A 19,161-nucleotide genomic window follows, 5' to 3' on the forward strand; every position below is an offset into this window, starting at 1 on the left:
GAGATCGATGAAAGCATACTTGAAGGTGTATTCAGAAGAACGTCTGGGTGAGGTGAATCCGTATATTTACGGCCAATATTTTGAGCATTTGGGGAACTGCATCTATCCTTCTGTCTGGGACGATCAATCCTCGCATGCGGATGAAAGCGGCGTTCGGCTTGATGTGATTGAAACGGTCAGGGAACTGGGTGTTCCCGTGATTCGTTGGCCTGGCGGTTGTTATGTGGATTTGTATGACTGGCGTGATGGTATAGGTCCCAAAGAAGAAAGGCCGACGCGCGTTAACTGGCATTGGGGCGGACTGGAGTCGAATCAGTTCGGAACCGATGAGTTTCTGCAGTGGTGCGAGAAGGTAGGCACGGAGCCTTATGTCAATGTTAATTTGGGTACGGGGACGCTGGTCGAGTCACTGCGGTGGATGGACTATTGCAATGGAGCCGGAGAAACCGCCGATGCACAGTGGCGCAAGTCAAACGGACATGCCGAACCTTATAATGTCAAGCTATGGGGTATCGGCAATGAAACCTGGGGTTTCTGGGAGGCCGGTCAGCTGAGTGCGCGGGAATATGCACACAAGCTTGCCAATTGGGCGCAGTTTTATAAGAAATACGACGCTTCGCTTCAGCTGCTTGGGGTAGGCTCCAATTACGGCAATGACCCCGAATGGGACAGTCAGGTTGTCGTTCAGGCAGGGAAGTATCTGGACTATTTAACCTTCCATTTGTATGGAAGCTCGGTGGATCGGGAGAGCGGAAATGAATATTATCCGGTTGTTTTTACGCCTGTCTACTTCGAGAAGCAGCTGCGCAGGATGATCGACACCATCAGGACCACCATAGTGAATCATAAGCTTCAGCTTCATCAGCAGATCCGGATATCCATGGACGAGTGGAACATCCGTCATTATGAACCCGATCCTGAGAACATTGGGCATTATCGCTTAAACCGCAACAGTCCCCGCAATCTGCAGGACGCGTTATTCGTAGCCGGGGTATTCAACGCGATGATCCGGTTAAGTCCTTCGGTCGGAATGGCCAACTATGTATTTCTGATCAACGGCAATGGGGTCATTTCGGTTACAGAGGATGTAGTCATCAAGACGACTTTGTTTTATGTATTCAAGCAATATGCGGAATGGATGACCGGGCATTCGGTCCGGGTGAATGTGAGCTCGCCTTCAATACGCATACCCGCGCCTCAAATCATCGGTCCGGATATGAATGAGAAGATTCAAGCGATACATGAACCAAGCGACGAAGCCTATGTGGATGCTGTGGCCGTCCTTCGTGAGGATGGCGACCTGAATATTGCTGTTGTAAATCGTCATCAGGAAGAAAAGGCAGATGTAGAGCTTGAGCTGCCTGAAGGCTACCGTCTCGCGACCGTCTGGACCTTGACTCATGACGATATTTATGCGGCTAATACGTTAGATGCGCTTGGGAATGTGGTGCCCGTTCTGACAGCTGTGGACGATCAGGAGCTGCGGACATGGAAGGTTCCGGCACATACTGTAGTGTTATTGCAATGTAGGAAAACGTCTGCCGAGGCCGTTCAAGGATGAGCGACCGCGATTTCTGCGGAAGGTGCAAGCTCGGTTACATGATTTAAAATATAAGACCATCATTTGCCCAAAGCAAAGCTTCCTATACCGCTCAAAAGTGGAATAGAAGACTTTGCTTTTTCGTCGTTTGGATTTCAGAAAATTGTTCAGGACAGTAAAAGGGCAGTATTCGTATTTTGTGCTACAATACTAAGAAATAACGAAACGCTGCAAGGAGGATTTAAATGTCCGAAATGTCTTACACAGTCGAGGAAATCGCCAGGCTTTTGAGGATTTCCAAGGTCACCGTCTATGATTTGATTAAGAAAGGTGATCTGGTTTCGTATCGAGTGGGCAAACAAATGCGGGTAGATGCTGCTGACCTTGACGCTTACAAGAAACGTGAGAAAGGTGTATCACCGAACCCTCAAGAGGATTTTACGGATCGTCCTGCGGATCGCTCTCCATCTTATCCAGCGGTGGCTGCTGCCAACGGTATGCGTACCATCGTCATCACAGGCCAGGATATCAGTATCGACATTTTAGCCAGGCATATTGAGAAAAATGTTATGGGAATTCGGCCGTTACGCGCTTATGTGGGAAGCTTGGACAGCCTGATCTCTTTGTACCGAGGCGAATGCGATGTTGTCAGTACGCATTTGCTGGATGGGGAGACAGGTGAGTATAATCTGCCTTACATTCGCAGAATATTTATCGGATCATCTTATCTTGTTGTCAATCTGCTTTCCAGACCATGCGGATTTCTGGTTGCCAAAGGAAATCCTCTTGATCTCCATGGCTGGAAAGATCTCAAGCGTCCTGGCCTGCGGATGGTGAATCGTGAGAAAGGAGTCGGGGCCCGTGTGCTGCTGGATGCGCAGCTGTGCCTTCATGGTATACGGTCGGAGCGGCTTATCGGGTATGATCAAGAGGAGTCGAACCCGATCGGGGTAGCAGCCAAAGTTGCCTCAGGTGAAGCGGACATCGGGATTGGACATGAGAAAACGGCTGCGATGATGGATAATGTGGATTTTGTCAAATTGATCGAAGAGCGGGTAGATCTCGTGATGTTAAAAAAACCTCACAATCGCGAGTGGATCCAGGCGCTTCTGCAAATTTTAAATTCCAAGGCCTTTTTGAATGAATTACGTGTTATACCTGGAACCGATATATCGCAAACCGGTACGGTTATGCTGGAAACTTAGGGAAGCCAGCCCACAAGTTCCATAGGAGACACTTTACAAGCAACAGCTTGGTGAAGGTGTCTTTTTTAGCTTGTTGATGGCAGCGTAAATAATTGATGACATTAATAAATATCTAATATATTTGTTAATTTAATATCATTTGATATCATTTAGATAAAATTAGAGTTGTTTATAAATCTAAGATATGCTAAATTCATAATTGATTATCATTATCAATAGAATCTATATCTATTACTTAGGAGGAACGGCAATGTTGGAAATTCATATTCGGGACGGACGAACAGGTGAGCATCATAAAAAAATCAGGTTTGAGGATATTGAGAAATATCATTGCGGTCAATATTTAATGGCTATTGCTGTCGCATTTCGAATGCTGCAGGCAGGGATTCAAGAATTATGCGGCGATCAGGCGCCTCTAAGAAAAGATATCACCATCATGTCGGGCCATGGAGGACCAGGATTTCGTGATGCGATCGAATATGTGACAAGAGCGACGACGCATGGAACTTTAACTGTTGATGTTAATTATCCTGTAGCGCAGTACGATCCTCACCGTGCCCAATCCTACACGTTTGTTATTACTATATCGGGGGGCGATTCCGTGGAAATATCGTTGAACGACGGATTCTTGCCTCTGGAGTTTTATGATTTGTTGGAAAAAGGCCGGGCCGGCACGAGGACGGAGAACGATGAGCTGCGTCTTGACCAGCTGAAAAAGGAGCTATGTGAACGCGCATTGGCTATGTCTACAGAGGAATTGCTCACAATAAAACGTCTTAGCTCAGTAATCTGATTGTATGTTGGGGTCATCTGTGTTTTGCTTCATCAATAAGCTTCGAGCCATTATTTGTCTAATAAGGTGTCTTTCCCGTGGAGTCAGCATAGGGAAAGACACCTTTAATTTTTAAAATAAGTTGTGCTTTAATTGGATATTGTGAACTTGAAATTCAAGTGTTATTATAACTTTATATACATATCATATGAGTTGGTGAATACGTTGAAAGAGCTTGCGAGCACGAAAATATTGAATGAATTGTTACAACGCATCGATCAGGAGGTGTGGAAAGCGGGCGAGAAGCTGCCGTCTTTGGCGGCATTGGCCAAGGAATTACAGGTCGGAGTTTCTACCGTTAGGGAAGCGCTGCGTATATTGGAAAATAAGGGTTATTTGCTGATTGAGCATGGTCGGGGAATGTTTGTACGGAGCCGGAATCATTGGAGGCAGGACAACTCTCTCGATCTGACCTCACTTCCTGTCGGGGACCTCTTCTCCCTGCTGGAATTTCGTTGTGTACTGGAGCCTGAGATGGCTGCGCTTGCGGCAGAAAGAGGCTCACCTGGGCAAATTCGCAATATTAAAGACGCCGCGGCCCAAATGATCGCAGATTTGACCTCAGGTGAGGATTATTTTGCGTCTGACATTGCTTTTCATGATCATATTGCGGAGGCTTGCTCCAATGTGGTGATGGCCAGTGTCATGAAAGGAATCTCGGAGCTGCTATTGGAAAGCCGAAGAAAGACTACGCGTATCAAAGGCAGTGCAGAGAGAGCTGCGCACTTTCATATGCTGATTGCCTTGGCGATCGAGCAGAGAAATGTTCAGCTGGCGAAGGACATGATGAGGTCGCACCTGCTGGATGTGAAGCAGGACAGTATGAAGCTTAAGGAAAGCTTGGAAGGATAGCATAAAGCTTAAAAAAGCTTGAAAGTTTAGGCTTTCTGTATGCATGGGTCAGGGATCTGTTTGTAGATGATTCGGAAACGGGGAAGCGATATGAAAATAACAATTCAGAACAAGGCCAATTCCTATCAGGGCAATGTGCAGGGAAAGGCCAATGAACCGATAACAGTTGCAGGGCTGTTGGATCGCGCCAGGCGGGGGCTTGATGGTTATTATGGGGGCGGTGAGCCTGATTGGACGCTGGAACATATATACGATCGTCTGGAGCATAATGCACCGAGAATCGCCATCATTGGTGGGTCATCCGACCATCCGGCGCACATTTTGGATCACGAGACCGTATTCAAGGCTGCTTTAAAAATTTGGCAGGAGGGCGGTGTGCCTTTTTATTTCAGCACCCCGGTGCTTTGTGACGGAACGGCCCAGAACAATATCGGAATGTCGTATTCGCTGCAAAGCCGCAACGCAATAGCTGAAATCGTCGTCAACCAAATGGAAGCGCATTCTTATCATGGTGCCTTTGTGATCCAGGGCTGCGATAAGCAGCCCCTCGGTATTTTAAGCGGGCTTGCGCATTTGGATCGGGTTCGCCGTTACCGTGGGGAGCATCATGTATTTGCAACCTTTAGTCCTTCCCATGTGTTGAAGGGCGGTACGATTCCTGACGATTTGAAGCGGGAGCTGGCGGATCTGGCATCACAGGCCGACACCGCAGGTTTTGATGATATAGGTGCCGATATCCGCGAGGCCGTCAGCTATATTTTGCAATGCTCCTCCAATACATCCTTTCAGGGCGTGTTTCAACGTGCTGTGGAGCGTGGGCTTATGACGGTAGAGCAGCACCTTGATTTTGAAAAAAGACTGGCCGTTAATACCTGTGATTCCGCAGGCGGTATTTGTGCGTTTCATGGTACGGGCAACAGCTCGCGAGATATTACCGCAGGCTTCGGTATCGTAAGCCCTGTTCTGGAGCTGCTGATTGAGCCACCTACCCAGGTACAGGTCGACAAAGCGATTGAGCAATTATTTTCCATTATCCAGCTGCCGGAATGCAGTGTGAGTGAATTGGTACGGGCGAATATTGGCAATACGATCAAGCTGCACAGCGCCGGAGGCGGCTCGACGAACCTGATGATGCATATTGTCGGTGCGATGATTTATGCTGGATACGATTTTTGCTTGAGTGATCTGGAGGCAATCGTGAATTCACATCCCATTCCCGATTTGTTCGATTACAGCCTGACGGAGGGCAGAGACATCTATACCTTGGCGCAGCAGTGCTGCTCAGGGCAAATCCGAGGCATGGAGACTTTGATTTATGAGCTGTCACGCAATGGAGTCCCCATGGATTTGGATGCACCTACAGTAACGGGCCAAACCTGGCGGCAGCGGTTGTCAGACACAACGAATCTAAGTGCGGATGGCGTCAAGGAAAATCAGATTATATTGAGTACACCAAGAAGAAGCTTTAGCGGTGTCGATGTGCTGAGCAGCAACTTTTTTAACAATGCAGTCGTGAAGATTAGCGGAATGCCGACCAAGCAGCTGGATTTATTTGATCAAAGAATTGCATTTGTGCTGTATTACGAAAATGAAGAGGAGGCTAATCATCATCTGCTGGATGTGAACCTGCTGGATGGATTGAAAAAGCGCAGGTTATTCCGTCTGGAGCATATGCGGCAAATGGCCTGTCATAACGCAGCGGTTCCCCTGGATCAGCTGAAGGACATGGATTATGATGAGCTGTTTGATCAGATGATTCAGCAGGAATGGCTGAGGTTGGCTGTCATTATATCCGGACAAGGGCCTGAGGCATTTGGTATGCCGGAAATGATGACGCCGATGCAGCATATCAATGCAGACCGCAAGCTAAGACGCCTGACTACTTTAATCAGTGATGGACGGTATTCGGGTGTAACCTTTGGAGCAGCGGTTGGGCATGTGACTCCGGAGGCTTATCATGAGGGGGGCTTGCTGTATATGCAGGAGGGAGATCTGCTCCATCTGCAGTTCCGCAGCAAAAGAATTGATTTGCTTGATTCTGAAGCCTTCATTACTGGAGAAGTAGCGCTTTTTCAAGGAGAGCTTCATGTGCAGCGTAAGGAATTGGGTATGGCAAGACTGGATCGATTACGTCATCGACAGCGGATGGTAGCGGCATCTAACCGTCTGCGAGACTGTACGGATGCTTCACGAGGGGTTGTTCCGATGGGGGTGGCACTGGATGCGGACATGAAGTGGCCGCACAGCAGGATGCCGCAAGAGGCGCAATATCAGTAAGTTGCGGCCAGGCAAGTAAATGAATAAATCAGCAAGGGAAGGGAATGTGATTAGATGGATAAATCGAGAGCGTTATTAAAATCATTAGGTTTTCTGGAGCGGGAGGCTTATGACCTGCCGGATTCGCCAAAACGATTTCCCGATGGTGCGCAGTATCGGGTGGAAATTCCAAGTGTTGAAGGACCGGAGGCGTTAAAGACCGTTTTTGAGGAAGCGGACCGTTACGGGATTGTGATTCATCGCGTATCTCAAGGGAGTGGCATTATGCTGCTTACCGACGCGGAAATTTCTGAAATGGTCGAGCTCTGTGCAGCACGCGGCGTTGAACTCAGCTTATTCGTCGGACCGCGTGGAACATGGGATATTAGCGCGCTGCCACTAACACCTGCGGGTAAGGTCGTAGCGCTGCGCCATGAGGGTATAGATCAGTTGGTTTATGCTATGGAGGATTTACAGCGGGCTAACCGTTTGGGAGTACGTGGTGCGTTGGTCGCAGATGAGGGCTTGCTGCTGCTGACCAAAGAAATGAAAAAGCAGGGATTAATCGCAGCGGATTTTGTCGTCAAAGTATCGGTGCAAATGATGGCAGCGAATCCGGTTTCGATCAAGCTGATGGAGGATATTGGTGCAGATACGTACAATTTACCTACCGCATTGACACTGCCCAAGCTGGCCTCAATCCGTCCGGCTGTCGATATCCCGCTGGATCTCTACGTGGAAGCACCGGACGGCTTGGGTGGATTTATTCGTCATTATGAGATACCGGAATTCATTCGTGTGTTATCACCGGTATATATCAAATTTGGTCTGCGTAATCATCCGGATGTATACCCGAGCGGGCAGCATCTGGAGCAGATTAACATTAATTTATGCCGGGAGCGTGTTCGGCGGGCTTATATGGGCCTTGAGCTGCTTAAGCAGTATGCACCGGATTTGATAACCTCCGAGCTCGGTGCAGCAGATTTGGGAATTCCGATTCCCCCCAGGCCGTAGAGTCTTTTCATTGTTACCTTCTTTATGCTAAGGTGTTAATAGGAGTCTGACCGGCAAATTGTGGTTTGCGTTTTGTGGAGAAGACCCTTAGATAAGGAAGTGTGGAAGCCATGAAAAGGGTGCTCATAACAGGGTACAAGGCAACGGAGCTGGGTATCTTTTCGCAGAAGCATCCGGGAATTGCCATTATCAAGAAAGCGATTGCCAAACAAGTGACGGCATTAATGGACGAAGGTCTGGAGTGGGTCATCGTTAGTGGTCAATGGGGTGTAGAGGTGTGGGCCGCTGAAGCGGTGATTGAGCTCAAGCAGCAGCATCCCAATCTGCAGTTGGCAGTAATCACCCCATTTTTGGAGCAAGAGGAAAAGTGGAGCGATGACAAAAAAGAAATTTATAATCATGTGCTGCAGCACGCCGATTATGTCAATAGTGTAACGAAAACCAAGTACGAGGGACCGTGGCAGTTTAAGGAAAAAAACAGGTTCTTGCTGCGTAATTCCGATGGTATGATACTGCTTTATGATGAAGAAACCGAAGGCTCGCCCAAATATATGAGGGAACAGGCATTAAACCAGGCGGCAAAAACCAATGCGTATACACTTTATACAATTACAGCATTTGACTTGCAAAGTATCGCAGAGGATGAACAGAATCGCTATGATTAAAAAGTCAGGAGGAATGGCGATGTTTAAAGAAAAAATTCCCCGTTAATCTCGTGGTCCACCTCTTCTTCTATATATTATTGTAACCTGTTCAATAAGATAAGGAGAGGATGACAGCGATGTGGCCTAAATCTGTGGATTGGAAAGCCCTGAAATTTGGCATTGAGATTGAGTTTGTAGGTGGTAATCCGGAAGGCCTGGAGCTTTTACCTGATTGGGTTATATCCTTGGATGAACTTCAGATAGACGAGACAGGATCTGAGTCAGGCAGTGAACTTAAACCACCACCGATCCTGTGGGAGGATAGAGATCAAATACGAATCATGTTGAACCGGTTGCAGGAACAAGGTGCTACAGTAAATTGGAGCTGTGGTTTTCATGTTCATATTGGTTTGGAACCATGGGGAGAAGACATTGTGCTGCCGCTAATCGACGCAGCGCTGCTGTATCAACAAGCTATTCAAGAAATAGTGAGTACCAGCGAGCATCGGCTGCTGTATTGCCCTTCGCTTACTTCGGAGATGCGAAGTGAGTTTGTTGTAAATCCGGGTCCAAAGGCAGTTCGCCATCGGGGACGTCCACAATCTCATCGCTCTGGAATCAATACAGCAGCTTGGTTTGATATCGGCACTGTGGAAATTCGTTATGCTAACGGTACGATGAATTATGAGGAGATCCTCAATACGATTGAGCTTTATTTAAGGTTCGTGGCAGCGGTAGGTGCTGACCGTAAGCTTTCTCGCGATCCCCACAGCTTGGCAATTGAACTCGAAGCTCCTGTTAAGGGTTATCCGGCACCTATTCCGCCTCCAAGATGGTATCTAGAAAGAACATGGCTTGACGAAGCGATGATTCCCGCATTAACTACTCTTGCCAATGAACTTGTACCGGATGGGGAAATCCATCATGTGCTGCCTGTAGCTGACGGGATTCTAATGGCGATAGAAAACAATGGGGGCAAGCTGTCCAAATATGTTGTTCAACCACCTGCGGAGGGGTGGAAGCTTATCCGCAAAATCTTATAATGTGAATAAATGGTAAAAAATCAGACCCATTCGCAATAAAGACGAATGGGTCCTTTCTTTTGGATACCTATAGCGGCTCGCTTATTCCACACTTTTTGCTCTGCCGGCACCTGCCCAGCGCATAAGCCTGGGTGTGACGATCAGCAGAAAGCATAAGGAGCCAAGCACACGGAAGGTGCCTATTAAGGTCATACTCGCGTCATAATTAACGACAGTAAACAGCTTCATACCAACAATTGGAGCAAATATAGCTGAAATCTGCGATAACGTCGTATAAATCGCGATGCCTCTTTGTCGACCCTGCTCGGGGACAATTTCTAGCAGCCGATTAAAGACCGATTGCTGAAAGCCGGCTGTTGCAATCCCACCTATAAAATCATACAGATAGACCCAATTCATATTGGGGGCATGCAGCCAGAAGTAAGGGGTAAGTCCAAGCACCAATGCTGAGACAAATACGGTCCAGGCAGTACCTCTGCGATCGGCATAACGGGCAAATAAGCGATAGCCAAGCAGGGCGCCAAGTGCCCCTGCAATGACGTCGATGCTGATCATCGTATTGGTGGCGAGCAGTGTATCCGCTTTGATTTTGGCGTAGATCGGCCAAGCGGCCTGCCAGGCAAATATATAAACAATCGCGCTTCCACAGAACAAATAGTAGGTTCTTCCCTGGTTCAGCTTATACCGTTCGATCCAGCTATTGGACTGAAGACTCTGTTTATCCGGGACGATCTGTTCAATAATTTGATTGTGGGGAATGATTTCTTCACTGGGTATGCGAAGTCTCATGAAATACCACGTTTCAACGAAGGCAAATACGAAGCCAACGGAGAAGGCTACCTGATAGCCAAAAGGATAAGTAAGACTATCGATGCCCCAGCCTGCAATAAAAGCAACCAGGCATCCGCACAATCCCGTCCACATGTTACGCTGTGCAAATACCTTGTTGCGGTAGCTGGCGGGAATAATCTCGCCCATCATCGATTGCCATGCTACGGCAATAACCGAATTGGTGGCATTGTAGAGGCTAACCAATAAAATCAATGCCGTTATGGAGGACACACCCATGTAGGGGACGAATATTAACAAAAAATAAAACAAACGGCAGATCATGATTATACTGGCAATGATCCGCTTTTGCTTATGAAAGCGCCCGATAATAATGGAAGCTGGTATAACAAGCAAAATGGTAAACAAGGCAGGAATGGAAGAAAGCAAGGCATAATCATTGTTCGTGGCGCCTAAACGGGCAGCAAGCACGGCAATGAAAGGAGTCACGCAATTGAATCCGATTGACCAGGCAATTCCGTTCCACAGATTATTATGAATATTATTCCGCAGAACCTTGTATTCAGCTTTCATCAAGTCACCTGGATTCCTTTGTTATTGGGTAGGCACGTTCTGTGAAATCAGGTTAGAGACCGTCACGAATTGATAGCCGTGTTCTTTTAGATAAGCAATGATTTGCGGCAGCGCCTGGACCGTGTTGGACAGATTACCATTTTTACCACCAGCCGAATGCTGTAATATAATCGCGCCGGGCTTCACTTCTTTTTTTATATTTTGCAATATCCGTTCCGTGGAAATACCCTCCCAATCTCTGGAATCCACCGACCAGTTAACAATTTTGTGCGATTTTTCCGCGTATTCGACCACCTGCTGCGTTAAAGCTCCATAAGGAGGGCGGAGTAATGTTGTTGGCTGATTCGTTAAGCTTTGGATGATTTCATCGGTTTTGTCAATTTCCGCCTCCAATTGCTGCTCATCGAGCTTGGTCAGGTCTGAATGACTCCATGAATGATTGCCAATCTCATGTCCAGCGCTAATGATTCGCTTCATGACGTCTTTGTGAGCAGCAGCATGCTCTCCTATGACGAAGAAGGTTGCTGTTATATTTTGTTTTTTTAATAGATTGAGAATTTGATCCGTATACTTCGTATCAGGTCCATCGTCAAAAGTAAGGGCTACTACCTTCTTTTGGTTGCTGCGGGCACCAGAATATGTCACGTGCTCCTTAATGTTGTAGGCCTGGCTAACGGATAGTGCTGGGCCAATGACAACAGGCGCTTGCGTGGGTGTCGGTGCTGATGCGGAGACAGGTGTTGGCCCTTCAATAGGCTGATTTTCCGCGATGGGTGCCGGAACCGTAGCAGTTGGAGCAGGATCAACAGGGTGTCCACAGCTGGTAAGTACGAGCAAGAGCGTGAGCATAATTATGGCAATAATCTTAGGTTGCATGAAATCATCTTCTTTCTTAAGCCTTATATTACCATTATAATAGATTTGGAGAAAAATGTCGTTTACTAAAATAAAAACTCAGATAATAGTTGTTCATTGCTAGAAAGATTGCTAGCATATGGATAATAGATGGTTCTACCATTCTGGAACAGGCTTTGGGAAAGGAATGGAATCCGCGTATGACATTGTTTCAAATATGGGCGATTGCACCACGAGAGATTAAGATGCTGTATGTGACGATTTTTATGATGAACATGGGCTTTTATGCACTAATTCCCTATTTGACGCTATACCTGACAGGCAGCTTGATGTGGTCGATGGCACTAACGGGTGTTATGCTCGGCGTGCGTCAATTTTCCCAGCAGGGCATGACCTTTATGGGAGGACTAATGGCTGATCGGTGGGGCTGCAAGCAAACGATGGTTCTGGGTCTGGCTGTTCGATCCATTGGATTTATGGCTTTTGCGGTTAGTCTGTACCCGTGGCATTTTTTTGCTGCCGCTATAGTCGCCGGCTTGGGTGGAGCCCTCTTTGAGCCTGCGATCCAGGCTGCCTTTGCCAGATTAGCGCCTGAGGCTCATCGTAAGCAGCTTTTTTCGTTAAAAAATATGATTGTTAATATCGGCATCATCGCCTCTACGTTAATGGGCAGCATGCTGCTTTCAGTTGATTTTCATTATCTGGGGATTTTTGCGGGTTCGGTATTTTTGTTTCTAGCTATATATATCTATATGGTGCTGCCCGCTTTGGACATTGAAATCACAAAAAGTCATTTTCGTAAGGATATCGGCAGTATTCTCAGAGATGCGCCGTTTGTTGGCTATACCCTTATTTTGATCGGCTATTTTTATTTATATATGCAGCTATTCCTCACCATTCCGAGGCTTGCGGTATCCGTTACTGGAGATCCTTCCAGTGTCGCTTATGTCTATGGTACGGTTTCAGGAGCCGTTATATGCTTTCAATTGGCTGTCACCCGTTATTTTGAGCGCTATCCAAACCGATTTATTTTGATTGGCTTGGGCGCTCTGCTGATGGGAATCGGGCTCATGTTGTTTGGCTTATCGAAGGGACTGCTGATGCTCTGTATAGCCTCTGTGTTATTTGCTCTCGGCACGATGATCTCTGCTCCCCTGATGCTGGATGTGGTGCAAATGTTTGCTCCACCCCGGCTCATTGCCTCCTATTATGGTTTTAACGGGTATTCGATGGCACTTGGGGGAGCACTCAGTACGAGTCTTGGCGGCTGGTTCTATGATATAGGGCAAGCCAGAGGCATGCCGCTGCTGCCGTGGAGCCTATGTCTCGCAGTTTCAGTTCTGGTGACGGGTGGCATGTGCTTTTTCAAGGAAAGGAGTGGCGTTCAGCTTACGAAATAATCTGAAAATCTGGAGTCAACAGCAATCGGAGGAACACCTTGACCACATAGCGGAGACTTATTCACCGGACTTGGATCTGGAATCTTGCGAAGTCAGTTTTGCTACTCAAAACTTTAAGGAGGAAACAATCATGTCTACACAGCTGCAATTTCGACAAGATGGAAGCTTTACCATCGTTCAGTTTACCGATATCCACTGGAAGGATGGAAGCGCTAACGATTGGCGCACGGATGCCTTAATACGTGAGGTTATTGCGACAGAAAAGCCGGACCTTATCGTCATAACCGGTGATGTCATTCACAAGAAAGAAACCCCTCAGCCTTTGAGCGCATTCAGACAGGCGTTATCAGCGATATGCGATAGCGGCGTACCGTGGGCGTTTGTATTTGGCAATCACGAATTGGAGGCGGAGGTGGAGCCTGCTCAGCTGGTTGATATTTTACAGCAGCTTCCTAACAGCTTGTTCGAGACTGGACCCTCACATATTCAGGGCTTATCCAATTATGTGCTGCCTATCCGTGGAAGTCGGTCTGAGGCCATGTGCGCGCTGCTGTATTTGCTCGATACGGGTGCCAAGACGAAGATGCCTTTTGGAGGTGCGACATGGGTCCACCGAAATCAGATTGATTGGTACCAGAAACAATCAGCGGCAATGACCGAGAGGAATGGCGGTAGTCCGCTGCCTGCGTTGGCTTTTTTTCATATTCCACTTCCCGAATACAACGAAATATGGGATTTTCGGATTTGCTACGGAAGCCAGAACAAAGGCATAGACAGTCCACGAATCAATTCAGGCTTGTTTGCAGCTATGGTAGAAATGGGCGATGTGATGGGTACCTTTGTCGGGCATGACCATCTCAATGATTTTTATGGAGATTTGCATGGCATTCGGCTTTGTTATTCACGACTGAGCGGGTTCAGCGGCAAAGCTCCTGAGGATTTCCCAAGGGGAGCTCGGGTAATCAGGCTTCACGAAGGAGAACGCAGCTTTGAAACTTGGCAGCGTCTGGATGACGGTAGTGTGCTGAGCGAAGTGCCTGTGCATCTTCCTGAAGGCATAGACCGTTTCGGTAAGCGTTCATTGGGAGCAGCGGTTGAAAAAAGTGAAAAAGGTGAGGAGTAACTACTAGCAAATCATAAAACGCGTGGGTAAAATAACGAATAAAAGTAAATTGACAAAAAAGGGAATTTGGTTTACGATTTTGGTAACGTTTCCGGTAACGTTACCAATTATATGTTTCTACATATTTCAACCCAGTTAAGTACTGAGCTATTGCTTCCGAGATGAGTGTGTAAAGCTGCACTTCGCTCATATGAAAGGTGGTTGCAGAGTCACCATGAATATATTGCTTATAACAGTTGATCAACTGCGCTGGGATGCCATATCCTGCTCCGGCAATCATGAAATTGAAACTCCGCATATCGATCGGCTCAGCAGCCAAGGAGCTCGTTTCACTCATGCATTTACGAATGCGCCAGCCTGTATGCCAGCCCGATCATCGCTGCTGACGGGAAGATTCCCACATGCACATGGTGTTCGGGGAGGCGGTGTGCGGCTATCAGAGCAGGAAGTGACCTTTCCCCAGATATTAAGTCAGCGTGGCTATCATACTGCGCATATTGGCAAGCTGCATGTGCAAAATCATACTTATCGTGATCATACTTCCCCGCATCCCAGCTACGGCTATCGCACGCTACAGGTAACCGATGAGCGAGGGACCTATCGGGATCCCTATACCCAATGGGTGGAAAGGCACTATCCTGAATATGCCAAGGCTGTTCGAATTGAACCTGGTGCTTCGAGAGTAAGAAATGGAACGGATCATATGTCCTCTGAAGGCAGCTTTCCGGCTAAAGCCTCACACAGCAGATGGGTGAGTGACACCTCGATCGAATTTTTACGAGAGCATGGCGGTACGCCTTTTATGCTGTGGGCGAGCTTTTTTGATCCCCATTCACCTTTTATCGTACCTTCGGATTGGGCCGATAAATATGATCCTTACAGCCTGTCTTTACCCAGAAACTGTGAGATTACTCCAGAGAACGAAGACACTATACGCAGCAAAAAAGCTGCTTATTATGCTTTGGTATCCCATGTTGATGATTGTATCGGAAGATTGCTTCATTATTTGGACGAATCCGGACTTGCTGAGCATACAGCGGTGATGCTATCAAGCGATCACGGAGAATTTCTCGGTGATTGGGGCCGTTGGGGCAAGGGCAGATCGGAGGATGAAAGCATACGAATTCCAATGGTAATTCGAACTCCGGATATGAAAGGGAAATCTCGCGTTATTGAAGATGTTGTCCAACTGTTCGATCTGGCTCCGACCATCTGCGACTTAACGAACAGCATGAAGCCGCAATCGATGCAGGCCCGATCCTTGCTGCCCTTACTGAGGGGGGAGTTGGATGAAGAACGTACACCCTTCGCCTTGGTAGAAATCAATATGGAGGTTTCACGCATAAATACGACCGAAGTTTTTGAAAAAACATATCGCAGCAAGGATTACCGCTTAACTCTGTGGAGCAGCCGGCAGGAGGGCGTATTGTATGATCTGAATAAAGATCCGCTGCAATTGAACAATGTATGGGGCGAGCCCGATTATAAGGATATTCAGGCCGAGCTGATTTGGCAGCTGCTGCAGAGGCTTATGGAAACAGAGAATACGCTGCCGGCCCGAACCCATCCATTTTGAGAGGAATTATAAGTCCGTACAGCTTATGTGTAAATGCAAATCAAGTTTTAATTGACAAATACGGGGTTCTGTTTTACAATTTCGGTAACGTTACCGGAAACGTTACCGAAAAGGAAGTGAATGATGATGCCGACGATAAAAGACATAGCAAAAGAGCTGGGGATTTCCGTCTCTACCGTATCCAGAGCATTAAATAATCACCCTGATATACGTCAGGAGACGAAGCAGGAAGTGCTTGACGCGATGAAGCGCTTCAACTATACACCTAACGCTGTAGCTAGAAGCTTAATCCAGCGAAAATCGAATACGATCGGATTAATGATCCCCGACATCACGGACCCTTTCTTTTCGGCAATGGCGCATGATGTAGAAGAAGTATTGTCAGATAGTGGTTATCAAGTGGTCTACGTGAATACGTCCAGACGTCCTGAGAAAGAGAAAAGATTTCTGATCAGCGTATTGGAGCGAAAGATGGATGGTATCATTGTAACCCCGGATTTTCTTGATGAAGAGGCTATTGAACTGCTGCATCGCTTGAAGATACCTGTTGTGTTTCTTCGCAGAAGACCTCCGCAGGGCTTGAATGTGCCTTTTGTCGATGTCGACCATTACAAAGGTGCCTGCAATGCAATGGACTACTTGTTTTCACTGGGCCATAATCAAATCGGGTTTATAGGGATGCCGAAATATTCCTTCACAGGTAAAGAAAGATATCGTGGTTACATGGACAGCTTGAACAGGCGTGGTCTTGAAGCTGATCCGAGAGGTGTGACCTTCGATGGAAGGACCATGCAGTGCGGGTACCGTGCAATGGACAGTTTAATGGACAAATACCCATCAATGACAGCCGTTTTCGCAGCTAACGATTTGCTTGGAATCGGCGCATTGGAGTGGCTGGCTGAGCATAACATTTCCGTTCCCGGACAGATCAGTGTTATTGGCTTCGATAATCTTGAGGTAGCGAACCTGCATTGGATTAAGCTTAGCACGGTTGCCCAGCCTCGTAAGGAAATGGGAAGGAAAGCAGCAGAGCTGCTTATGGAGATGCTGCTATCCAACGAATTGACAGCGGAATCCATTTTATTGGATACAAATCTGGTTATCCGGCAAACCTGCTCGGAAGCTCAAATCGTCCGCACAAGATAAAAAGGTGCCAATGGGCACCCAATCATTTTCTCAAAATGAGAACGCTTACTTGCAGCTGGGTTGATGGATTCAGAAGAAATACATTCATGAGAGGAGAATGCTCGTGCCTGAACATACTAATGTGCAAGCAGAAGAAACTGGCGTTTATTTAGTTGTAGAAAGGGATAATGATAAGGACGATTTGCCCAAAAGATTTCGGATGTGTACATCAGAGATCAGCGGAGAAGATAGCGTGCTTCCTGACCTGCAAGGTTTTACTGAATTGAAAGCGTCCGCAAGTGGTCAATATTCCCAACGACAGCTGCAAACGATGAAAAAGAGCATTGGCGACGTTCCAATTATACTTGTTGACTTGCGTCAGGAGAATCATGGATTTGTTAATGGTATGGCTGTTAACTGGTTTGGCCTGCATAATGGAGCTAACAAAGGGATGAGTAATGAGGAAGTGCTCTCCAAGGAGCAGCAGCTGCTGGACGATTTGAGGGTGCAGCCTTCCATCACCTTTGACCAGGTAAAAGGGAAATCAGTGGATATCGGAGGACCTGTCCACGAGCCCAAGCTGATTATGAGTGAAGCGCAGCTGGCAGAGCAAGAGGGGGTAGGCTACAAGCGATTTTTCGTTACGGATCATCACCGTCCTTCCGATGCGGAAGTTGATCGTTATGTGGAGTGGGTGAAGACATTGCCCAAGGATGTATGGCTGCATTTTCATTGCAGAGGCGGGGTTGGGAGAGCCAGTTCCTTCTTCTGTATGTACGATATGCTGAGGAATGCCGACACGGTAGACTTCGATACTATAATACAACGCCAAGTTCTGATCGGTGGCAGGGATTTTCAAAGAATGGATCCCAGTGAAACCTATAAGTATGGCGCAGCATTGGAACGCTTGGCATTCATAAAGTCATTTTATACGTATTGTTCAGAGCATATCGGTAATCAATTTGATAAATCGTGGTCACAGTGGCTTGAGGAAACGAATTCCTGATAGAGCCTATTATATGGAATTATAAATACATTTAGATTAAGCGCTTAACCCCAAAAGGAGGGTAGTACAATGAATTTGAAAAAGAGATTCACGGTCAAATCGGCTGTAGCTGTGATGCTGTGCAGTACGGTATTGATGGTAAGTGCATGTGGCTCCAATACAGCGAATCCAGCAGCAAGTGGCTCTGACAAAGGTGCGGCGGGAGGCCAGACAAGCACAGCGTCCGCTTGGGCGGAAAAAGTTGGGCTTAACAAAACAGAAACGGCAGATGAACTGTACGCCAAGGCCAAGGAAGAAGGCTCGGTAGTCATCTACTCCATGTCAAGCCGGATCAGCGATACGAAGGATTCGTTTGAGGCCAAATATCCCGGTGTTAAGGTTGAAGCGTACAATGTCAGCTCCGTCGATATGCTGGAGAAGCTGATCAGGGAGCACGGCGCAGGCATCTACAATGCTGACGTAGTTTTTACGAAGGATACGGGTGGTACGTTCACGTTGGAGCTGTTGAAGAAAGGGATCGTGCATAAGTATATGCCGGTCGATCTGGTATCCAAAATGCCAGAGCCCTACAAGAGTCAAGTCGAAGGCTTGGTGCCTTACGTCGAAGTCAGAGGGATTTTCTATAACACGGATGTATACAAGACACCGCCTGTAACGAATTGGTGGGACCTGACAACACCGGAATGGAAAAGCAGAGTCATGCTGAGCGACCCGATGAAATCAGCGGATACGATGGACCTGTTCCTGGCGATGATTCAAAATGCCGATGACATGAAGCAGGCTTACAAAGAGAAATTCGGCAAGGAAATTGAATTAAACGGCTCCCCTAATGCCGGCTATGAATTTATTAAACGATTGTCCAAAAATGATCTGATTTTGACCAACTCCGGTGGAGATATTGTAAAAGCGGTCGGTAAGACAGGTCAGGCCAAGCCACCAATCGGTTTAGCGGTTTCCACCAAGCTTAGGGAAGGACAAAGCCAGGGACTCAAGCTCGGTGTTTCGTATGACGTCAAGCCCAAGGTATCGCAGGTTGAGCAGGCGCTTTTGTATATCGGCGACCAATCGAAGCATCCCAACGCAGCCAAGCTGTTAATACGCTGGATGGCCGGGGAAGCGGATGGCAAGTCAGCAGGCTTGAAGCCGTTTAATCTATCAGGATCGTGGCCGACAAGGTCCGATGTTACACCTGTTGAGGAATTGCCGTTGGCAAAGCTCAATGTGTGGAAGTACGATCCGGTATTCTTTTATGAGAATTCTCCAAAATTACGTGATTTTTGGTTGAAGCAGCAGTAAATCGGTTCGTTAATCAATCGGAGGTAAGGTAT

16 protein-coding genes are annotated in these 19,161 nt (G+C 47.2%); 14 read left to right on the plus strand and 2 right to left on the minus strand.

From position 1 onward, the window contains the following. The first annotated feature begins 7 nt into the window (after positions 1 to 7). The 8 genes from BK127_RS05495 (at position 8) to BK127_RS05530 (ending at position 9,386) form a co-directional block, all read left to right on the plus strand. Positions 8 to 1,561 (plus strand): alpha-L-arabinofuranosidase C-terminal domain-containing protein, encoded by a 1,554-nt coding sequence (locus BK127_RS05495; RefSeq protein ID WP_076229007.1) that lies wholly within the window; start codon positions 8 to 10, stop codon positions 1,559 to 1,561. A 224-nt stretch (positions 1,562 to 1,785) separates the two neighbouring features. Next, on the plus strand, positions 1,786 to 2,745 hold the full coding sequence (locus tag BK127_RS05500) for a helix-turn-helix transcriptional regulator (protein ID WP_076229008.1): 960 nt from the start codon (positions 1,786 to 1,788) through the stop codon (positions 2,743 to 2,745). 250 nt (positions 2,746 to 2,995) lie between these two features. Next, a complete protein-coding gene (locus BK127_RS05505; protein WP_076229009.1) occupies positions 2,996 to 3,538 on the plus strand; it encodes an FmdE family protein in 543 nt (180 codons plus the stop codon). A gap of 141 nt (positions 3,539 to 3,679) precedes the next feature. Then, on the plus strand, positions 3,680 to 4,429 hold the full coding sequence (locus BK127_RS05510; RefSeq protein WP_256711204.1) for a FadR/GntR family transcriptional regulator: 750 nt from the start codon (positions 3,680 to 3,682) through the stop codon (positions 4,427 to 4,429). Between the two features lie 90 nt (positions 4,430 to 4,519). Further along, positions 4,520 to 6,706 (plus strand): dihydroxy-acid dehydratase domain-containing protein, encoded by a 2,187-nt coding sequence (locus BK127_RS05515; protein WP_076229273.1) that lies wholly within the window; start codon positions 4,520 to 4,522, stop codon positions 6,704 to 6,706. A 54-nt stretch (positions 6,707 to 6,760) separates the two neighbouring features. Further along, complete coding sequence (locus BK127_RS05520) at positions 6,761 to 7,699, plus strand: U32 family peptidase (RefSeq protein WP_076229011.1); 939 nt, start codon at positions 6,761 to 6,763, stop codon at positions 7,697 to 7,699. 110 nt (positions 7,700 to 7,809) lie between these two features. Continuing rightward, positions 7,810 to 8,364 (plus strand): SLOG family protein, encoded by a 555-nt coding sequence (locus tag BK127_RS05525; protein WP_076229012.1) that lies wholly within the window; start codon positions 7,810 to 7,812, stop codon positions 8,362 to 8,364. A 116-nt stretch (positions 8,365 to 8,480) separates the two neighbouring features. After that, positions 8,481 to 9,386, plus strand: a complete 906-nt coding sequence (locus BK127_RS05530; protein WP_076229013.1) for an amidoligase family protein — start codon at positions 8,481 to 8,483, stop codon at positions 9,384 to 9,386. A gap of 81 nt (positions 9,387 to 9,467) precedes the next feature. Here BK127_RS05530 and BK127_RS05535 read toward each other — a convergent pair whose 3' ends face one another. Both BK127_RS05535 and BK127_RS05540 read right to left on the minus strand, forming a co-directional pair. Next, positions 9,468 to 10,748 (minus strand): MFS transporter, encoded by a 1,281-nt coding sequence (locus BK127_RS05535; RefSeq protein ID WP_076229014.1) that lies wholly within the window; start codon positions 10,746 to 10,748, stop codon positions 9,468 to 9,470. Between the two features lie 21 nt (positions 10,749 to 10,769). Beyond that, entirely contained in the window at positions 10,770 to 11,624 is an 855-nt protein-coding gene (locus BK127_RS05540) for a polysaccharide deacetylase family protein (protein ID WP_083689085.1), read from the minus strand. Positions 11,625 to 11,803: 179 nt separating this feature from the next. Here BK127_RS05540 and BK127_RS05545 point away from each other — a divergent pair, with 179 nt between their 5' ends. The 6 genes from BK127_RS05545 (at position 11,804) to BK127_RS05570 (ending at position 19,129) form a co-directional block, all read left to right on the plus strand. Beyond that, the gene (locus BK127_RS05545) at positions 11,804 to 13,003 is read left to right on the plus strand and encodes an MFS transporter (RefSeq protein WP_076229015.1); all 1,200 of its coding nucleotides are present in this window, start codon (positions 11,804 to 11,806) and stop codon (positions 13,001 to 13,003) included. Between the two features lie 130 nt (positions 13,004 to 13,133). After that, positions 13,134 to 14,126, plus strand: coding sequence for a metallophosphoesterase family protein (locus BK127_RS05550; RefSeq protein ID WP_076229016.1), 993 nt, complete (start codon positions 13,134 to 13,136; stop codon positions 14,124 to 14,126). A 214-nt stretch (positions 14,127 to 14,340) separates the two neighbouring features. Continuing rightward, the gene (locus BK127_RS05555; RefSeq protein WP_076229017.1) at positions 14,341 to 15,702 is read left to right on the plus strand and encodes a sulfatase family protein; all 1,362 of its coding nucleotides are present in this window, start codon (positions 14,341 to 14,343) and stop codon (positions 15,700 to 15,702) included. A 126-nt stretch (positions 15,703 to 15,828) separates the two neighbouring features. Then, complete coding sequence (locus BK127_RS05560) at positions 15,829 to 16,848, plus strand: LacI family DNA-binding transcriptional regulator (RefSeq protein WP_179097388.1); 1,020 nt, start codon at positions 15,829 to 15,831, stop codon at positions 16,846 to 16,848. A gap of 103 nt (positions 16,849 to 16,951) precedes the next feature. Beyond that, positions 16,952 to 17,833, plus strand: coding sequence for a protein-tyrosine phosphatase family protein (locus tag BK127_RS05565; protein ID WP_076229019.1), 882 nt, complete (start codon positions 16,952 to 16,954; stop codon positions 17,831 to 17,833). Positions 17,834 to 17,902: 69 nt separating this feature from the next. Then, entirely contained in the window at positions 17,903 to 19,129 is a 1,227-nt protein-coding gene (locus BK127_RS05570; protein ID WP_076229020.1) for an ABC transporter substrate-binding protein, read from the plus strand. Positions 19,130 to 19,161 lie beyond the last annotated feature (32 nt).

Source organism: Paenibacillus sp. FSL H7-0331 (genome assembly GCF_001956045.1).